Annotated in this window: 16 protein-coding genes; all 16 read left to right on the top strand. The window is 65.7% G+C overall.

Going from position 1 to position 17328, the window contains the following annotated elements:
• The first annotated feature begins 79 nt into the window (after nt 1–79).
• The 16 genes from ACT2BZ_RS13295 to kynA all read left to right on the top strand — a co-directional run bounded on the left by ACT2BZ_RS13295 (nt 80) and on the right by kynA (nt 17320).
• A complete protein-coding gene (locus ACT2BZ_RS13295; RefSeq protein WP_457935621.1) occupies nt 80–1657 on the top strand; it encodes a phytoene desaturase family protein in 1578 nt (525 codons plus the stop codon).
• 76 nt (nt 1658–1733) lie between these two features.
• Nucleotides 1734–3266: an ABC transporter substrate-binding protein gene (locus ACT2BZ_RS13290; protein ID WP_457935620.1), complete on the top strand. Its 1533-nt coding sequence runs from the start codon at nt 1734–1736 to the stop codon at nt 3264–3266.
• 72 nt (nt 3267–3338) lie between these two features.
• Nucleotides 3339–4346, top strand: a complete 1008-nt coding sequence (locus tag ACT2BZ_RS13285; RefSeq protein WP_457935619.1) for an ABC transporter permease — start codon at nt 3339–3341, stop codon at nt 4344–4346.
• Nucleotides 4312–5187, top strand: coding sequence for an ABC transporter permease (locus ACT2BZ_RS13280; protein WP_457935618.1), 876 nt, complete (start codon nt 4312–4314; stop codon nt 5185–5187). Before ACT2BZ_RS13285 ends, ACT2BZ_RS13280 begins: the two co-directional genes overlap by 35 nt.
• Nucleotides 5184–6059 carry an ABC transporter ATP-binding protein gene (locus tag ACT2BZ_RS13275; protein ID WP_457935617.1) on the top strand — a complete coding sequence of 292 codons (876 nt, stop codon included), beginning with the start codon at nt 5184–5186 and terminating at the stop codon, nt 6057–6059. The genes ACT2BZ_RS13280 and ACT2BZ_RS13275 overlap by 4 nt, the downstream gene beginning before the upstream one ends.
• Nucleotides 6056–6871, top strand: a complete 816-nt coding sequence (locus ACT2BZ_RS13270; RefSeq protein WP_457935616.1) for an ATP-binding cassette domain-containing protein — start codon at nt 6056–6058, stop codon at nt 6869–6871. Before ACT2BZ_RS13275 ends, ACT2BZ_RS13270 begins: the two co-directional genes overlap by 4 nt.
• A gap of 163 nt (nt 6872–7034) precedes the next feature.
• Nucleotides 7035–7550: a VOC family protein gene (locus ACT2BZ_RS13265; RefSeq protein WP_457941306.1), complete on the top strand. Its 516-nt coding sequence runs from the start codon at nt 7035–7037 to the stop codon at nt 7548–7550.
• Nucleotides 7551–7703: 153 nt separating this feature from the next.
• A complete protein-coding gene (locus ACT2BZ_RS13260; protein WP_457935615.1) occupies nt 7704–10001 on the top strand; it encodes a bifunctional salicylyl-CoA 5-hydroxylase/oxidoreductase in 2298 nt (765 codons plus the stop codon).
• The gene (locus tag ACT2BZ_RS13255) at nt 9998–10756 is read left to right on the top strand and encodes an SDR family NAD(P)-dependent oxidoreductase (RefSeq protein ID WP_457935614.1); all 759 of its coding nucleotides are present in this window, start codon (nt 9998–10000) and stop codon (nt 10754–10756) included. The genes ACT2BZ_RS13260 and ACT2BZ_RS13255 overlap by 4 nt, the downstream gene beginning before the upstream one ends.
• Nucleotides 10750–11226, top strand: a complete 477-nt coding sequence (locus ACT2BZ_RS13250; RefSeq protein WP_457935613.1) for a MarR family winged helix-turn-helix transcriptional regulator — start codon at nt 10750–10752, stop codon at nt 11224–11226. The genes ACT2BZ_RS13255 and ACT2BZ_RS13250 overlap by 7 nt, the downstream gene beginning before the upstream one ends.
• A gap of 11 nt (nt 11227–11237) precedes the next feature.
• Nucleotides 11238–12041, top strand: coding sequence for an enoyl-CoA hydratase family protein (locus tag ACT2BZ_RS13245; RefSeq protein ID WP_457941305.1), 804 nt, complete (start codon nt 11238–11240; stop codon nt 12039–12041).
• On the top strand, nt 12041–13198 hold the full coding sequence (locus ACT2BZ_RS13240; protein ID WP_457935612.1) for an acyl-CoA dehydrogenase family protein: 1158 nt from the start codon (nt 12041–12043) through the stop codon (nt 13196–13198). Before ACT2BZ_RS13245 ends, ACT2BZ_RS13240 begins: the two co-directional genes overlap by 1 nt.
• A gap of 22 nt (nt 13199–13220) precedes the next feature.
• Nucleotides 13221–13673 (top strand): cupin domain-containing protein, encoded by a 453-nt coding sequence (locus ACT2BZ_RS13235; RefSeq protein ID WP_457935611.1) that lies wholly within the window; start codon nt 13221–13223, stop codon nt 13671–13673.
• Nucleotide 13674: 1 nt separating this feature from the next.
• Nucleotides 13675–15294 carry a benzoate-CoA ligase family protein gene (locus tag ACT2BZ_RS13230; protein WP_457935610.1) on the top strand — a complete coding sequence of 540 codons (1620 nt, stop codon included), beginning with the start codon at nt 13675–13677 and terminating at the stop codon, nt 15292–15294.
• Complete coding sequence (kynU, locus tag ACT2BZ_RS13225) at nt 15291–16484, top strand: kynureninase (protein ID WP_457935609.1); 1194 nt, start codon at nt 15291–15293, stop codon at nt 16482–16484. Before ACT2BZ_RS13230 ends, kynU begins: the two co-directional genes overlap by 4 nt.
• The gene (kynA, locus tag ACT2BZ_RS13220) at nt 16481–17320 is read left to right on the top strand and encodes a tryptophan 2,3-dioxygenase (protein WP_457935608.1); all 840 of its coding nucleotides are present in this window, start codon (nt 16481–16483) and stop codon (nt 17318–17320) included. The genes kynU and kynA overlap by 4 nt, the downstream gene beginning before the upstream one ends.
• The last annotated feature ends 8 nt before the right edge of the window (nt 17321–17328 follow it).

The raw sequence follows: 17328 nt of genomic DNA, 5'->3' as shown, positions 1-17328 counted from the left end.
GTGTCGGCCTCTAAACTTCTACTAGACGAAAACCTATGCATCTGCAATTATCTTTAAGCATGAAGGATCGGGTTGGGGCGTGAGTGATTACGACGCCATATTTGTCGGGGCGGGCCATAACAACATGGCTTGCGCAACGCATCTGGCGCTGAAAGGCTGGAAAATCGCGGTTTTCGAGCGAAATCCGGCGATCGGCGGCGCTGTCCAGACGAGAGAGTTGACGCTTCCAGGCTTCCGGCACGATCTCGGCGCGATGAATCTGAGCCTGTTTGCCGGCTCTGCCTTTCACCAGAACTATGCAAATGAATTGAAATCCTGCGGCCTGGACTTTGCTCCGGCGGGCGACTGTTTTGCCAGCGTGTTCCCGGACGGGCGTTGGTTCGGCGTCAGCTCGGACATGGCCAGGACCGTGGCGCGGCTGGAAGCCTTTTCCCCCGCCGACGCCGAGAGCTGGAAGCGGCTCGTCGCGGAATTCCCCGCCGAGGCCGAACACATATTCGGCCTGCTCGGATCGCCGATGAGCTCTCGCGCGCTGACCGGCACCGCATGGAAGCTGTGGCGCAAGAAGGGCGTGCGCGGCGCGCTCGACACGGCACGCCTGCTCTTGTCCTCGCCACGCACCTGGCTGGAGGAGAACTTCGAGTCGCCGCATGTCCAGGCGACGCTCGCCGCCTGGGGCATGCATCTCGACTTCGCCCCCGACATCGCCGGCGGCGCTGTCTTTCCCTACCTTGAATCGATGGCCAACCAGAGTTTCGGCATGGTGCTCGGCAAGGGCGGCGCCAACACCATGATGCTGGCGCTGGAAAAGATGCTGACCGATGCCGGCGGCGAGGTCTTCACCGGCAGCGATGTCGTGGAGATCACCACGGCCAGCGGCCGTGCAACAGGCGTGCGGCTGGCGGACGGCGACACGCATAACGCGGCCAAAGCGGTTGTGGCGGGCGTCGCGCCTGGCGCGCTGCAGCCGGGCAGGTTGCTGGCGAAAGGCTCGGGCGACGCCGGCTTCGATACGGCGATGAAGAAATTCCGCCATGCGCCGGGCACCATGATGATCCACCTGGCGCTCGACGGCCTGCCGGACTGGACGGCCGGCGAGGAGCTGCAGAGATTCGCCTATGTGCACATCGCGCCGTCGCTCGACCAGATGGCGAAGACCTACCAGCAGGCGGTCGCCGGGCTGCTGCCCGACGAGCCGATCCTCGTGGTCGGACAGCCGACGGCGATCGACCCGTCGCGGGCGCCGGTCGGCAAGCATGTGCTTTGGGTGCAGGTCAGGGTGCTGCCCGCCGAGATCGCAGGCGATGCGGCCGGCAAGATCGCGCCGGCCTCCTGGGACAAGGTCAAGGAGCGCTACGCCAACCGCGCCATGGCGATGATCGAGGCGCACGCGCCCGGCCTGAAGAAGAAGGTGCTGAAGCGCGCGGTCTTCTCGCCCATCGACCTCGAACGCGAAAACCCCAATCTTGTCGGCGGCGACCAGGTCTGCGGCAGCCACCACATCGCACAAAACTTCCTGTTTCGGCCGGCAAGGGGCTATGCCCGATACAACACGCCGGTTGCTGGCCTGCATCTTACCGGCGCAGCAACATGGCCAGGCGCCGGAGTCGGCGCCGGTTCAGGCTATTTGCTAGCCCAACAGCTCGCCGGGAGATAGCCTGCGCAGCGAAGAACCAAGGATCGGCAAAACGGTCCGGACAAACCAGACGAAACAAGCAATGGGGAACATGACCATGACAATCAACAGACGGCAACTTCTCGCCTACAGCGCCTCGGTGCTCGCCCTGTCGGCGATCGGCTTTCCGACCGGCGCAATGGCGCAGTCGGACGAGTTGGTAATCGCCTACAACGTCAACCTTCCTTCCTGGGACCCGACCACCGGTCCCTCGGCGGTCAACCCGACCATCCAGGGCATCTACCAGTCGGTTTTCGACCAGTTCATCCCGCAGGCGCCAGACCTGTCCTTCGGACCGGGCCTGCTGACGGAATGGGGCTGGAGCGACGACAAGAAGCAGGTCCACATGACGGTGCGCGAGGGCGTGACCTGGCATGACGGCTCGCCCTTCTCGGCCGAGGACGTGGTCTGGTCGCTGGAGCGCGCCGGCAAGGAAGAGACCGGCAACCCGATCCAGTTCGTCTGGAAGAACCTCAGCAACTTCACGATTGACGGCAACAAGATCACCGCCGACGCAGCGGGCTACGATCCGGTGCTGTTCAAGTGGATGTCGTTCCTGACCGGCTACATCCTGCCGAAGGCCTATTATGAGAAGGTCGGCGCTGCCGGCTTCGAGGCCGCGCCTATCGGCACCGGCCCCTATATGGTCGACAAATTCGAACAGAACGCCTTCGTCAGGCTGAAGGCCTATCCCGGCTACTGGGGCAACAAGCCGGCCTACGAGAACGTCACGATCAAGTTCGTCGGCGATGCGGCGAGCCGCGTGGCCGAGATCGAATCCGGCTCATCGCAGGTGACGCTCGAGATTCCCTACGAGGAGTATGACCGCCTGATCGCCAAGGATGGGCTTGCCGGCTCAATCGACACCGTGTCGGACATCGGCATGATCTTCTTCAACGATATCGAGGTGATGAACGACCCCAACGTGCGGATGGCGGCCGTGATGTCGGTCGACAAGAAGCTGCTGGTGGACCGCCTGCTGCGCGGCTACGGCCTGCCGCTCGATACGCTGGAGACGCCGGAATACGAAGCCTTCGATGCGTCGATCAAGGTCGAGTACAACCCCGAGAAGGCCGTCGAACTGCTCAAGGCGTCCGGCTATTCGACCGACAATCCGGTCAAGTTCACCATCCAGACGACCAAGGGCTTCAAGCCCAAGGACTACGAGATGGTTCAGGCCATCGTCGGCATGTGGCGCAAGGTCGGCATCGAGGCCAATATCGAGGTCTACGAGATCGCCAAGCATTACGAGCTGCGCGCGGCCGACCAGCTGGCGCCGGCCGCCTTCTACAACTGGGGCAACGCGATCGGCGATCCGACCACCTCGACCGGCTTTGCCATGTACGGCCCGAGCCCACACTCGGTTTGGGACGGGCAGGACGTCATCGACGCCATCAACCCGCTGTGGGGCGAGGCTGACGAGGCGAAGCGCATCGCCGGGTGGAAGGCCGTCAGCAAGCTGATCGCCGACAACGCCTATGTGCTGCCGCTCATCCAGTACGCACAGCCGATCGTGCATGCCAAGGGCGTCAACGTCGTGCAGCACAAGTCGGGCGCGCTGCTGCCGGCCCTGATGACGCCGGCCTCCTGAGGCCGACGCCAGTTTGACGCGCGCCGTTCCCCCGCGGGGACGGCGCGCGTCGTTTTTCCGGGCACCCGACGCATGATCCTGCAACGCTTTCTCATCCGCCTGCTCACCATGGCCATCACGCTGCTCGGCGTGTCGGTCGTGGTCTTCGTCATCATCCGCGTGGCGCCCGGCAACCCGATCGCCATGATGCTGCCGCCCGGCGCGACCGATGCCGATATCGAGAGGCTGAAGGCGCTCTACGGCCTCGACAAGTCGATCCTCCAGCAATACGGCATCTGGCTTTCCGGCGTTCTGCAGGGCGATTTCGGCACCTCGATCTCGCTGCGCCAGGACGTGCTGGGGCTGGTGCTGAACCGACTGCCGGCGACACTCGAACTGTCGATCGTCGCACTTCTCATCGCGCTCCTGATCGGCGGGCCGCTCGCCGTGATCGGCGCACGCGAACAGGGCACGGGCGTAGAGGCCGGCATCGACGTCGCCAACGGGGCGGCACTGTCGATCCCGGATTTTCTATGGGGCCTGGCGCTCATCCTCCTGTTCGGGGTTCTTTGGCCGATCTTCGAGATTTCGGGCCGTGTGTCGCCGCGACTCGACCTGCCCTTCGCAACGCAGTTCTACCTTTTCGAGAGCATTTTGAGGCTGCGCTTCGACCTGACAAAGGACCTGATCAGCCACATGTTCATGCCGGCGCTGGCGCTGGCGCTGCCACTCGCCGCGATCATCTCGCAGCTTCTGAAACTGTCGCTGAAGGAAGTAATGACGCTCGACTATGTCGTACTCGCCCGCGTGAAGGGTTTTTCCGAGACGCAGGTAATCCTGCGCGAGGCACTGAAGAATGCCGCCCTGCCCGCGCTCACCCTGATCGGCGTGCAGTTCACCTTCCTGATCGGCGGCACCGTCATCATCGAGCGGCTGTTCTCCTACGAGGGCCTCGGCAACATGGCGATCGACGCGGTCATCAACCGCGACCTACCGCTGATCCAGGGCATCGTGCTGGTCTTCGCGCTGCTTTTCGTGACCATCAACCTGATCGTCGACATGACCTATGCGCTGCTCAATCCGAGGCTCAGGCATGGCTGAGCCGCGCGCCGTGACGAGACGTGGCGACGCGCGGCTTTGGCTCGCCGGCGGCTGGCTGCTGCTGGCGCTGCTCGCCGCGATCTTCGCACCGCTGATCGCGCCGCAGGACCCGCTGGCGCAGGACCTGATGTTCGAACGCCTGCCACCCTTCTGGATGCAGGGCTCCGAGCCCGGCTTCTGGCTCGGCACCGACAGCCTCGGACGCGATCTGCTTTCGCGGCTGATCTATGGCGGCCGTGTCGCCTTCATCGTCGCCTTCGCGGCGGCAAGTGCGGCCTGTCTCGTCGGCTCGGCGCTCGGGCTGATCGCCGGCTATTTCGGCGGCTGGCCCGACCGCATCGTCTCGCGCATCGTGGACGTCTGGATGGCGTTCCCGCCGGTGCTGTTCGCCATCCTGCTGGTCGCCGTGTTCGGCACCGGCCTCACCTCGGTGATCATCGCCATCGCCATCATCGACTGGACGCGCTTCTGCCGGGTCATCCGAGCCGAGGCGATGAGCCAGGCGCGCATGGACTATGTCGAGAACGCGCGCATTGCCGGCTTCGGCCGCATCGGCATCATGCTGCGCGAGGTGCTGCCCAACGTGGCGCCGGCGATCGTGGCACTGCTGTCGCTGGAAATGGGCATCGCCGTGATCGTCGAAGCGATCCTGTCCTTCGTCAACCTGTCGATCTCGACCGACGACCCGACCTGGGGCGGCATCATCGCCGAGGGCCGGCTGTCGATCCACCAGGCCTGGTGGATCCTGGTGTTTCCGCTGATCACCCTGTTCCTCACGGTCCTCTCCTTCAGCCAGTTCGGCGAGGGCCTGAAGAACCGCTTCGATCCGGTGATGCGATGAGCGTGCCCTGCCTCGAGATCTCCAACATCAGCGCGACGCTCGCCAACGGCGTGCGGGTGCTGCGTTCGGTGTCGCTGGCGGTCGAACCCGGCGTGGTGACGGCACTCGTCGGCGAAAGCGGCGCCGGCAAGAGCATGATCGGCAAGGCCGTTCTCGGCGTATTGCCGCCGAGCGTGAGGATCGTCGAGGGGAACATCGCGCTGGAAGGTATCGACCTCGGCGAGTTGAAGCCAAAGGCACGTCGCGTCCTTGTGGGCGAAAGGGCGGCCCTCATCCCGCAGGACCCGCTGACCGCTCTCAACCCGTCTCGCCGCATCGGCCCGCAGATGACCGACCGGCTGGTGCATATTCTCGGCTGGGCCGGCGACAAGGCCGACAGGCGTGTCCGGCAGCTGCTCGACGAGGTGCAGATCCGCGACCCCGACCGGGTGATGCAGTCCTATCCGCACGAATTGTCGGGCGGCATGCGCCAGCGCGTGCTGATCGCCGCGGCCTTCGCCGCCGAGCCCCGGCTGATTGTTGCCGACGAGCCGACGACGGCGCTCGACGTGACCGTGCAGAAACAGATCCTGCGGCTTATCGCCGAGTTGCAGAAGGAACACGGAACGGCGATCCTGTTCGTCACGCACGATCTCGGGGTCGTCGCCAAGATCAGCCAGAATGTTTCCGTGCTCTATGCCGGAAAGGTCGTGGAGCAGGCCGACACGCCGAGCCTCTTCGAGAACCCGCAACATGCCTACACGCGCGCGCTGATGGCTGCGACGCCGCGCTATACTGATCCCCTGGCTTCTCTGAAGCCGGTCGACGAGACCGTGCTGGCGGGGCTCGCAAGCGAGATCGCCGCAGCAGACCGCGACTGGGTGGCGCCATGAGCGAACCTCTGTTCAAGGTGCGCGGGCTGGAAGTCGCCCTGCCCGACATGGCTAGGAAGCCGCTGATCGGCAAGGCGCCGATGGTCGAGATTCTAAAGGGGCTCGACTTCGACCTGCCGCGCCGCTCGGTGACCGGCATCGTCGGTGAATCAGGTTCAGGCAAGTCGACGCTCGGCCGCGCCCTGGTCAGGCTGCTCGAGCCAAGTACCGGCAGCATCGAGTTCGAGGGACGCGACATCGCGCATCTCTCCGAAGCGCAACTCAAGCCGCTGCGGCGCAACCTGCAGATGATCTTCCAGGACCCGATGTCGTCGCTCAACCCGCGCCGCACGATCGGTGCGATCATCGCAGCACCGCTGAAGCAGAACGGGCTCGGCGACAATCTCGCTGAACGGGTCGCCGAGGCCCTCAGGCGCGTCGGCCTGCCGGAAGCCTTTGCGCAGCGCTACCGCCACGAGCTGTCTGGCGGACAGCGCCAGCGCGTCGGCATCGCGCGCGCCCTCGCCCTGTCGCCGGACTTCGTGCTGGCCGACGAGATCGTGTCGGGGCTCGACGTCTCGACGCAGGCGCAGATCCTGACGCTGCTGGAGCAGCTGGCAGCCGAGATGGGCCTGACCGTCGCCTTCATCAGCCACGACCTGTCGGTGATCCGGCGGCTGTGCCAGCAGGTGATCGTCATGCAGCACGGGCGCATCGTCGAGGCCGGGCCGACGGACCAGCTCTTCGAGGCTCCGCAGCAGGAATACACGCGCGAGCTGATCGCAGCGATTCCGCTGCCCGAAATCGATCCCGAGTGGCTGAGCACGGGATAGCGAAAAAAGGTCTAAATCGCATCGGCCCAGCAGGCACCGGTGCGCAACAGGGGAACGGCCCGCAATGGGAGACTCGAACGTGAAAAGCATCCTTCGCAGTACAGTTCTCGTCGCCGCCGTCAGTACGCTGGCCAGCGTCGCATCGGCCGATTCCGTCCCGGGCATGCGCGGGCATGACCACACCGGCGTCACCGTGCCCGACATGGCACAGGCGGTCGACTTCTTCACCAATGTCATCGGCTGCAAGAAGGCCATGTCGTTCGGCCCCTTCGCCGACGACAAGGGCACGTTCATGCAGGATTTGCTGGGCGTGGACCCGAAGGCGGTGATCGAGGAGATCACCCTCGTGCGCTGCGGCTTCGGCTCGAACATCGAGCTGTTCAAATACACCGCGCCCGACCAGAAGGACGCCACGCCGAAGAACAGTGATGTCGGCGGTTATCACATCGCCTTCTATGTCGACGACGTCGCTGCGGCGAAGGCCTATCTGGAGGGCAAGGGCGTTGCCACACGGCTAGGGCCCCTGCCCGTCAACGAAGGTCCGGCGGCCGGCCAGACCATCATGTATTTCCAGGCGCCATGGGGCTTGCAGTTCGAAGCGATCAGCTATCCCGAGGGCATGGCCTACGAGAAGGATGCAGAGACCGTGCTCTGGTCTCCCAAGGACCCGGCAAAATAGCCGACGGTCCACTCCAGATTCGAATACGGGCGGGTGGCGCACGGCCACCTGCCCGTAATCCCCCGAAATCAACCCAGTGTGAAATTTTAAGCTTGAAGTAATCCGATTCCCGCGTGATGATGCAGCCTTGAAGCAAGAGGAGCGGATCGCGCGATGAAAGTTGCCGTTCTCGGCGGTGGGCCCGCCGGGCTCTACTTCGCCATCTCCATGAAGCTGAAGAGCGCCGCTCACGAGGTGACGGTGGTCGAGCGCAATCGCCCGGACGACACGTTCGGCTGGGGCGTGGTGCTGTCGGCGGAAACGCTCGAGAATCTCGGCCGCAACGACCCCGTCAGCGCGGTCTGGATCAAGCGGCACTTTGCCTATTGGGACGACGTGGCCGTGGTGCACAAGGGCGTGCGCACGGTCTCGACCGGGCACGGCTTCTGCGGCATCGGGCGCAAGCGGCTGTTGATGCTCCTGCAGCGGCGGGCGCGGGAACTGGGCGTCAACCTGGTGTTCGAGACCAATGTTCCCGACCCCAAGCAATATATGGAGACGCACGACCTGGTTGTCGCGTCCGACGGCCTGAACTCGGTGACGCGCACCGCCTTTGCCGACGTCTTCAAGCCCGACATCGACACGCGCAAATGCAAGTTCGTCTGGCTCGGCACGAAGCAGAAGTTCGACGACGCCTTCACCTTCATCTTCGAGGAGACAGAGCACGGCTGGGTCTGGGCGCATGCCTACCAGTTCGACCCGGACACCGCGACTTTCATCGTCGAGTGCAGCCAGGAGACCTGGGACAAGTTCGGCTTCGGCGACATGTCGCAGCAGGAATCGATCGCCGTCTGCGAGCGCATCTTCGAAAAGCACCTCGACGGCCACAGTCTGATGACCAATGCCAATCACATACGCGGGTCGGCCTGGATCAATTTTCCGCGCGTGCTGTGCGAGCGCTGGTCATACAAGAACGTGGCGCTGCTCGGCGACGCGGCAGCGAGCGCGCATTTCTCCATCGGGTCCGGCACCAAGCTGGCGCTCGAAAGTGCGGTGGCGTTGGCCGGCTACGTGCATTCCGAGCCAAGCCTCCAGGCGGCCTTCGACAAGTACGAGGAAGAGCGGCGCACCGAGGTCTTGAAGCTGCAGTCGGCGGCACGCAATTCGCTCGAATGGTTCGAGGAGGTCGAGCGCTACCTCGGCCTCGACCCGGTTCAGTTCAACTATTCACTGCTGACGCGCTCGCAGCGCATCAGTCACGAGAACCTCAGGCTGCGCGATCCGGAATGGCTGGGCGGCGCCGAGGCCTGGTTCCAACGCCAGGCCGGCGCCGAAGAGAAGCAGCAGCAGCGCGCGCCGATGTTCGCACCGTTCCAACTGCGCGAGATGAAGCTGAAGAACCGCGTCGTGGTGTCGCCGATGGCACAGTACAAGGCGGTCGACGGCTGCCCGACCGACTGGCATTTCACGCATTACGCCGAGCGCGCCAAGGGCGGCGCCGGCCTGGTCTATATCGAGATGACCTGCGTCAGCCCCGAGGGCCGCATCACGCCGGGCTGCCCGGGCTTCTATGCGCCGGAGCACGAGGCGGCGTGGACACGACTCGTCGATTTCGTGCATCGCGAGACCGAGGCGAAGATCTGCGCCCAGATCGGTCATTCGGGCGCCAAGGGCTCGACCAGGGTCGGCTGGGAGGGCACGGACGTGCCGCTCGAGACCGGCAACTGGCCGATCATGGCTGCGTCCGAGGTTCCGTGGTCGCCGCAGAACCAGGTGCCGAAGGCCATGGACCGCGCCGACATGGACATGGTGCGCGACCAGTTCGTGGCATCGGCCGAGATGGCGGAACGCTGCGGCTTCGACATGCTGGAAATCCACGCCGCGCATGGCTACCTGCTGTCATCCTTCATCACGCCGGTTACCAACCGCCGCACCGACGAGTATGGCGGCTCGCTGGAAAACCGGATGCGGTTTCCGCTGGAAGTGTTCCACGCGGTGCGCGCCGTGTGGCCGGACGAGAAGCCGATCTCGATCCGCATTTCCGCCAATGACTGGGTCGGCGTCGAGGGCGTCACCCCGGCCGACGCGGTCGAAATCGCGCATCTGCTCAACAAGGCAGGTGTGGACATCTGCGACGTCTCGGCAGGCCAGACCTCGGCCGACGCCCAGCCGGTCTATGGCCGAATGTTCCAGACGCCCTTTTCTGACCGCATCCGCAATGAAGTCGGCATGGCCACCATGGCTGTCGGCAACATCTACGAGCCGGACCATGTCAACTCGATCCTGATGGCCGGCCGCGCCGACCTCGTCTGCCTGGCGCGTCCGCATCTCAGCGATCCCTACTGGACGCTGCACGCCGCCGTGACGCTCGGCGACCGGGGCGTGAAATGGCCCGACCCGTACCTGCCCGGCCGCGACCAGGCCTACCGGCTGGCCGAGCGCGAGGCAGCCGCTTCGGGGCTCAAGGTATGATCGCGGGCCGTCACGCGCTGGTGACAGGCGGAGGTTCCGGCGTCGGTCGGGCGATCGCGCTGGCGCTTGCCGGCGCCGGTGTCGCGGTGACCATCTGCGGGCGGCGCGAGGAAGCGCTGGCTGAAGTCGCCAGCCAAAACGACCGCATCGTCGGCATTGCAGCCGACGTGACCGACGAGGCGGCGATGACCGCGCTCTACGAAAAGGCGGAGGCCGAGCGCGGACCGATCGATATCGTCGTTGCCAATGCCGGCATGGCGGGCAGTGCGCCGGCGGCGAAAACGACACTTGCCGACTGGCAGAAGACGCTCGACGTGAACCTGACCGGCGCTTTTCTCACGGTGAGGCCGTCGCTCGAGGGCATGGCGGAACGCAGGGCCGGACGCATCGTCTTCATCGCCTCGACGGCGGGCCTCAAGGGCTACGCCTATGTCGCGCCCTATGTCGCGGCCAAGCATGGCGTGGTCGGGCTGATGCGCGCGCTGGCCGCCGAAACCGCGAAGACCGGCGTTACCGTCAATGCGGTGTGCCCGGGCTTTGTCGAGACCGACATGCTCGAGGAGAGCGTCGCCCGCATCGTCGAGAAGACCGGCCGCACGCCGGAAGAAGCGCACGCCAGCCTGACCCGGACCAATCCGCAGGGACGGCTGATCCAGCCGGAGGAAGTCGCCGAAACCGTGCTGTGGCTCTGCAGCTCGGCGGCGGGATCGGTTACCGGCCAGGCCATCTCGGTCTCGGGAGGCGAGACATGGTGAGCACGCCGCTTTCCTCGCCGGGCATCTCCGGCGAAAGCAAGGAGCGGCTGCGGCTGTGGATCAGGCTGCTGCGCGCCTCGCGCACCATCGAGGCGGAGCTGCGCGAGCGGCTGCGACAGGAGTTCGACACGACGCTGCCGCGCTTCGACGTCATGGCCGCGCTCTACCGCGCGCCTGAAGGCATGCTGATGAGCGGCCTGTCGCGCTTCCTGATGGTGTCGAACGGCAACGTGACGGGCATCGTCGACCGGCTGGTCTCCGAGGGACTTGTGACGCGGGCGCGGCGCAATGGCGACCGCAGAACCTCGATGGTCCGTCTGACCGAGGCCGGCACCGAGCAGTTCCGCGCCATGGCAGTGGCGCATGAGCGATGGATCGGCGAGTTGCTCGGCCATGTCGGCGGCGAGGAGACGAAGCAGCTGAGCGGCATGCTGAAGGGCTTCCGCAGCAACTGGGAGGGACGGGAATGAGGTCTTCGCAGATGGCCGGCCTGAAGCCGAAGCATTTCCAGTGGCAGGTCGAGAACCGGGTTGCCCGCATCCGCCTCGACCGGCCCGAGCGCAAGAACCCGCTGACCTTCGAGTCCTATGCCGAGCTGCGCGACACGTTCCGCGACCTCGTCTATGCCGACGACGTCGACGCCGTGGTGTTCCTGTCGAACGGCGGCAATTTCTGCTCGGGCGGCGACGTGCATGACATCATCGGCCCGCTGGTCGCGATGGACATGAAGGAACTGCTCGCCTTTACCCGGATGACCGGCGACTTCGTCAAGGCGATGCTGAACTGCGGCAAGCCGATCATCTCCGCCGTCGACGGCGTAGCTGTCGGGGCCGGCGCCATCATCGCCATGGCCTCCGACATCCGCATCGCAACGCCGGAAGCCAAGACCGCCTTCCTATTCACCCGCGTCGGGCTCGCCGGCTGCGACATGGGCGCCTGCGCAATCCTGCCTCGCATCATCGGCCAGGGCCGCGCGGCGGAACTGCTCTATACCGGCCGCACGATGACCGCCGCCGAGGGCGAGCGCTGGGGCTTCTACAACCGGCTGGTCGATGCGACAGCGCTTGAAGCCGATGCGCTGGACATGGCGGCACGCATCGTCTCCGGCCCGACCTTCGCGCACGGCATCACCAAGACGCAGCTCAACCAGGAATGGTCAATGGGCCTCGACCAGGCAATCGAGGCCGAAGCGCAGGCGCAGGCGATCTGCATGCAGACGCGCGACTTCGAGCGCGCCTACAAGGCCTTCGTCGCCAAGGAAAAACCGGTGTTCGAGGGGAACTGATGCCCGACCGCTCCTTCCTGTCCTGGCCCTTCTTCGAGCCGCGTCACCGCGAACTGGCCGAAAGCCTCGACGCATGGTGCGCGAGAAACCTGCCTGTGGCGCATGACGACGTCGACGCGGCCTGCCGCGAGCTGGTGGCGATGCTCGGCCGCGACGGCTGGCTGAAGGCGACGGCAGTCGACACGGCCAATCCCGCGCCGCTCGACGTGCGCTCGCTCTGCATCACGCGCGAGACGCTGGCGCGCCATGACGGTCTGGCGGACTTCGCCTTCGCCATGCAGGGGCTCGGCACCGGGGCGATCAGCCTGTTCGGCACGCCGGAGCAGCAGCAGTGGCTCGCGAGGACGCGCGCAGGCAAGGCGATTTCCGCCTTCGCGCTGTCGGAACCACGCTCGGGCTCCGACGTCGCCGCCATGGACATGAGTGCCACGCGCGACGGTTCAGACTATTTGCTGACTGGCGAGAAGACCTGGATCTCCAACGGCGGCATCGCCGACCTCTACATCGTGTTTGCGCGCACCGGCGAGGCGCCGGGCGCCAAGGGCCTGTCGGCCTTCCTGGTGCCGGCAGACAGCGCCGGCCTGACGGTCGCCGAGCGGCTCGAGGTGATCGCGCCGCATCCCCTTGCGCGGCTTGCCTTCGACAAGGTCCGGGTGCCGGCCTCGGCGCTTATCGGAAAGCCCGGCGAAGGCTTCAAGATCGCCATGTCGGTGCTCGACGTGTTTCGCTCGACGGTCGGGGCTGCGGCACTGGGCTTCGCCCGCCGGGCGCTCGACGAGAGCCTGGTGCGGGCAAGCGAGCGCGAACTGTTCGGCGCGCCGATGGCCGAGTTGCAGATGGTCCAGGGGCACATCGCCGACATGGCGCTCGACATCGATGCCGCCGCACTGCTGATCTACCGGGCCGCATGGACCAAGGATTCGGGTGCTGCCCGCGTGACGCGCGAGGCGGCGATGGCCAAGCTCTTCGCCACCGACAAGGCGCAGGAGGTGATTGACCGCGCCGTGCAGCTGCATGGCGGCGACGGCGTGCGCAAGGGCCATATCATCGAGAGCCTCTACCGCGAGATCCGCGCGCTCCGGATCTACGAGGGGGCGTCAGACGTGCAGAAGGTGGTGATCGCACGCCAGGCGCTGTCGGATTTCAGAAGCAGATGACTCCAACCGAAAGGACCGCGACATGACGACCGACCTCGCAAAGGGCATCACCGTCAACGGCACCGGCTTCGACGGCGTGAAGTGGAATATCCTGGGCCAGACCTATTTTCCCAAGGCGGTCTGCGAGTCGAGCTTCGCTTTCGAGACCAACAGCGCACCCGGCCAGTTCGTGCCGGTCCACATCCACCCCGACCAGGACGAATTCATCCTCGTGCAGGAGGGCCAGCTGGAGCTGAAGCTCGACGGCGCATGGACCACGGCCAGAGCCGGCGATCTCGTGCGCATGCCGCGCGGCATTCCGCACGGCTACTTCAACAAGTCCGACAAGCCGTGCCGCGCGCTGTTCTGGGTCTCGCCGGCCGGACGCCTGAAGGAGCTGTTCGAGGAGCTGCACGACAAGAGTGACATCCCGACCATCATCAAGCTGTCGGCCGAGCACGACGTGGACTTCCTGCCGGAAGAAGCGAACGCCTGAGATGCACTCCGCCTCCGCCCATACAGACACGTTTGCACGCGACAACCTGCCGCCGCAGGACCAGTGGCCGGACCTGCTGCTCGACGGTTTCGACTATCCCGACCGCCTGAACGCAGCGGTCGAGCTGACCGACCGGCTGGTGGAGAAGGGTTTTGGCGACAACACCGCGCTGATCGGCAACGGGCGGCGACGGACCTACAAGGAACTGTCGGACTGGACGAACCGGCTGGCGCATGCGCTGGTCGAAACATACGGCGTGAAGCCCGGCAACCGTGTGCTGATCCGCTCGGCCAACAACCCCGCCATGGTGGCGTGCTGGCTTGCGGCGACGAAGGCAGGTGCTGTCGTCGTCAACACCATGCCGATGCTGCGCGCCGGCGAACTGACGCAGATCGTCGACAAGGCCGAGGTGACCATCGCGCTCTGCGATACGCGACTGATGGAAGAGATGATCGCCTGCGCCAAGAGCAGTCGCTTCCTGAAGCAGGTCGTGAGCTTCGACGGCACGGCCAACCACGACGCCGAACTCGACCGCGTGGCGCTGAACAAGCCGGTCAAGTTCGACGCCGTCGCAACCGCCAGCGACGACGTCGCGCTGCTCGGCTTCACCTCGGGCACCACCGGCGTCGCCAAGGCGACGATGCACTTCCACCGAGACCTGCTGATCATTGCTGACGGCTATGCGAAAGAGATCCTCGGCGTCACGCCCGACGACGTGTTCGTCGGCTCGCCGCCGCTTGCCTTCACCTTCGGGCTCGGCGGACTGGCGATCTTCCCGCTGCGCTTTGGCGCCGCGGCGACGCTGCTAGAAAGCGCGACGCCGCCCAACATGGTCGAGATCATCGAGACCTATCGCGCTACGATCAGCTTCACCGCGCCTACGGCCTACCGCGCCATGCTTGCCGCGATGGACGAGGGCGCCGACCTGTCGTCGCTGCGGATCGCCGTCTCGGCCGGCGAGACGCTGCCGGCGCCGGTGTTCGAGGAATGGACGAAGAAGACCGGCAAGCCGATCCTCGACGGCATCGGCGCCACCGAGATGCTGCACATCTTCATCTCCAACCGACTCGACGACCTCGCACCGGCGACGACCGGCCGCCCGGTGACCGGCTACGAGGCGAAAATCGTCGACGAGGACATGAAGGAATTGCCGCGCGGCAGCGTCGGGCGGCTGGCCGTGCGCGGCCCCACCGGCTGCCGCTACCTCGCCGACGACAGGCAGACCAAGTATGTACGGGGCGGCTGGAACCTCACCGGCGATTCCTTCGTGCAGGACGAGGCCGGCGCCTTCCACTTCGCCGCCCGCTCGGACGACATGATCATCTCGTCGGGCTACAACATTGCCGGACCCGAGGTCGAGGCAGCACTTCTGGCGCATGCCGAGGTCAGCGAGTGCGCGGTGATCGGCGTCCCGGACACCGAGCGCGGCCAGATCGTCGAGGCGCATGTCGTTCTGGTGGCGGGCATTGCCGCCGACGAGCTGACGCGCAAGCGCCTGCAGGACCACGTTAAGGCGGTGATCGCCCCCTACAAATATCCGCGCTCGGTGAAGTTCGTCGAGGCGCTTCCGAAGACGCAGACCGGCAAGATCCAGCGTTTCCGGCTGAAGGAAAAGCGATGACGGACTTCGCCAGCACGCGCGCGCTTTTCCACATTCCCGAGGGCGTGATCTATCTCGACGGCAATTCGCTGGGTCCGCTGCCGCTTGCCGCCACGGCGCGCGTCGCAGACATGATCGAGAAGGAGTGGGGCGAGCACCTGATCCGCGGCTGGAATGTCGCCGGCTGGATGCACCAGCCGCGCAGGATCGGCGACCGCATCGGCCGGCTGATCGGCGCGGCGGAAGGCACGGTGGTGATGGGCGACACGCTGTCGATCAAGGTCTACCAGGCGCTGGCATCGGCGCTGGACCTCAACCCGGCGCGGCGCGTCGTGCTGTCCGACAGCGGCAATTTCCCGTCCGACCTCTACATGGCGCAGGGCCTGCTGGAGTCGCTCGGGCGCGGGCTGGAACTCAAGGTGGTCGAACCGGAAGCCGTCGAGGCGGCGATCGACGACAGCGTCGCCGTGCTGATGCTGACCGAGGTGGACTACCGTACCGGGCGGCTGCATGACATGAAGGCGCTGACAAAAAAGGCGCATGCGCATGGCGCACTGACCGTCTGGGATCTCGCGCATTCGGCCGGCGCCTTGCCCGTCGATCTCGCCGGGGCGGATGCCGACTTCGCGGTCGGCTGCACCTACAAATATCTGAATGGCGGGCCCGGCGCACCGGCCTTCATCTATGTCGCGCCGCGCCACGCCGAAACCGCCCGCCCTGCCCTCTCCGGCTGGATGGGTCATGCCGCCCCCTTTGCCTTCGATCTCGACTACCGCGCCGGCCAGGGCATCGAACGCATGCGCGTCGGCACGCCGCCCGTCATCGCGCTCGCAGCACTCGACGCCGCGCTCGACGCCTGGGACGGCGTGTCGATGGAAGACGTGCGCGCCGCCTCGATCGGGCTTTGCGATCTCTTCATCGCCGAGGTCGAGGCGCGCTGCCCGGAGCTGGTTCTGGCCACGACGCGCGACGGTTTTGCGCGCGGCAGCCAGGTGTCGTTCCGCCATCCGGAGGGCTATGCCATCATGCAGGCGCTGATCGCGCGCGGCGTGATCGGCGACTTCCGTGCTCCCGACAACATCCGTTTCGGCCTGACGCCGCTCTATATCGGCGAGGCAGAGGTGCGCGGCGCCGTCGAGATCCTGGCGGACATCATGGCCAACCGCCTGTGGGACCGGCCCGAATACAGGCGCAGGGCTGCCGTGACATGAGTGGCAAGCCCTACGATCCCGCGACGGAAGGTGCGCAGATGTCGTTCGAGGGACGCATGTCCTACAGCGACTATCTCGGGCTGGAGAAGGTGCTCGATGCGCAGAAGCCGCTGTCGGCGGCGCATGACGAGATGCTGTTCATCATCCAGCACCAGACATCGGAGCTGTGGATGAAGCTGGCGATCCACGAGATCCGCGCGGCGATCCGGGCGATCCGTGTCGACCAGCTGCAACCGGCCTTCAAGATGCTGACCCGCGTGGCGCGCATCTTCGAACAGTTGACCGGCGCATGGGACGTGCTGCGCACCATGACGCCCAGCGAGTATACCGAGTTCCGCGACGCGCTCGGCCAGTCCTCGGGCTTCCAGTCCTGGCAGTACCGGGCGATCGAGTTTCTGGCCGGCAACCGCAACCCGGCGATGCTGCGCCCGCATGCCCACCGCCCTGAAACGCTGCAGCGGCTGGAGGACATACTGGCCGAGCCCAGCCTCTACGACGAGGCGCTGATGCTGCTCGCGCGCAACGGCTTCGATATCGGTGCGGATGCCGACCGTGGCTCGTGGCGCGAGACGCGCGGCGAGAACCCGAAAGTGCTGGCCGCGTGGAAGGTCGTCTACGCCGCGCCACAGACGCACTGGATGCTCTACGAGCTGGCCGAGAAGCTCGTCGATTTCGAAGACTATTTCCGCCGCTGGCGCTTCAACCATGTCACCACGGTTGAACGCATCATCGGCCTCAAACGCGGGACCGGCGGCACGGCCGGCGTGTCCTATCTGCGCAAGATGCTCGAGGTCGAGCTGTTTCCGGAACTGTGGAAAGTGCGGACCGAATTATAGGTCGAGGG

The organism is Mesorhizobium sp. 10J20-29, assembly GCF_054130485.1.
This window is presented reverse-complemented; position numbering and strand designations above follow the sequence as displayed.

Excerpts from the sequence above, each read along its gene's own strand:
- ACT2BZ_RS13290 (WP_457935620.1), top strand. The coding sequence starts at position 1,734 with ATGACAATCAACAGACGGCAACTTCTCGCCTACAGCGCCTCGGTGCTC.
- ACT2BZ_RS13285 (WP_457935619.1), top strand. The coding sequence starts at position 3,339 with ATGATCCTGCAACGCTTTCTCATCCGCCTGCTCACCATGGCCATCACG.
- ACT2BZ_RS13280 (WP_457935618.1), top strand. The coding sequence starts at position 4,312 with ATGCGCTGCTCAATCCGAGGCTCAGGCATGGCTGAGCCGCGCGCCGTG.
- ACT2BZ_RS13275 (WP_457935617.1), top strand. The coding sequence starts at position 5,184 with ATGAGCGTGCCCTGCCTCGAGATCTCCAACATCAGCGCGACGCTCGCC.
- ACT2BZ_RS13270 (WP_457935616.1), top strand. The coding sequence starts at position 6,056 with ATGAGCGAACCTCTGTTCAAGGTGCGCGGGCTGGAAGTCGCCCTGCCC.
- ACT2BZ_RS13265 (WP_457941306.1), top strand. The coding sequence starts at position 7,035 with ATGCGCGGGCATGACCACACCGGCGTCACCGTGCCCGACATGGCACAG.
- ACT2BZ_RS13260 (WP_457935615.1), top strand. The coding sequence starts at position 7,704 with ATGAAAGTTGCCGTTCTCGGCGGTGGGCCCGCCGGGCTCTACTTCGCC.
- ACT2BZ_RS13255 (WP_457935614.1), top strand. The coding sequence starts at position 9,998 with ATGATCGCGGGCCGTCACGCGCTGGTGACAGGCGGAGGTTCCGGCGTC.
- ACT2BZ_RS13250 (WP_457935613.1), top strand. The coding sequence starts at position 10,750 with ATGGTGAGCACGCCGCTTTCCTCGCCGGGCATCTCCGGCGAAAGCAAG.
- ACT2BZ_RS13245 (WP_457941305.1), top strand. The coding sequence starts at position 11,238 with ATGGCCGGCCTGAAGCCGAAGCATTTCCAGTGGCAGGTCGAGAACCGG.
- ACT2BZ_RS13240 (WP_457935612.1), top strand. The coding sequence starts at position 12,041 with ATGCCCGACCGCTCCTTCCTGTCCTGGCCCTTCTTCGAGCCGCGTCAC.
- ACT2BZ_RS13235 (WP_457935611.1), top strand. The coding sequence starts at position 13,221 with ATGACGACCGACCTCGCAAAGGGCATCACCGTCAACGGCACCGGCTTC.
- ACT2BZ_RS13230 (WP_457935610.1), top strand. The coding sequence starts at position 13,675 with ATGCACTCCGCCTCCGCCCATACAGACACGTTTGCACGCGACAACCTG.
- kynU (WP_457935609.1), top strand. The coding sequence starts at position 15,291 with ATGACGGACTTCGCCAGCACGCGCGCGCTTTTCCACATTCCCGAGGGC.
- kynA (WP_457935608.1), top strand. The coding sequence starts at position 16,481 with ATGAGTGGCAAGCCCTACGATCCCGCGACGGAAGGTGCGCAGATGTCG.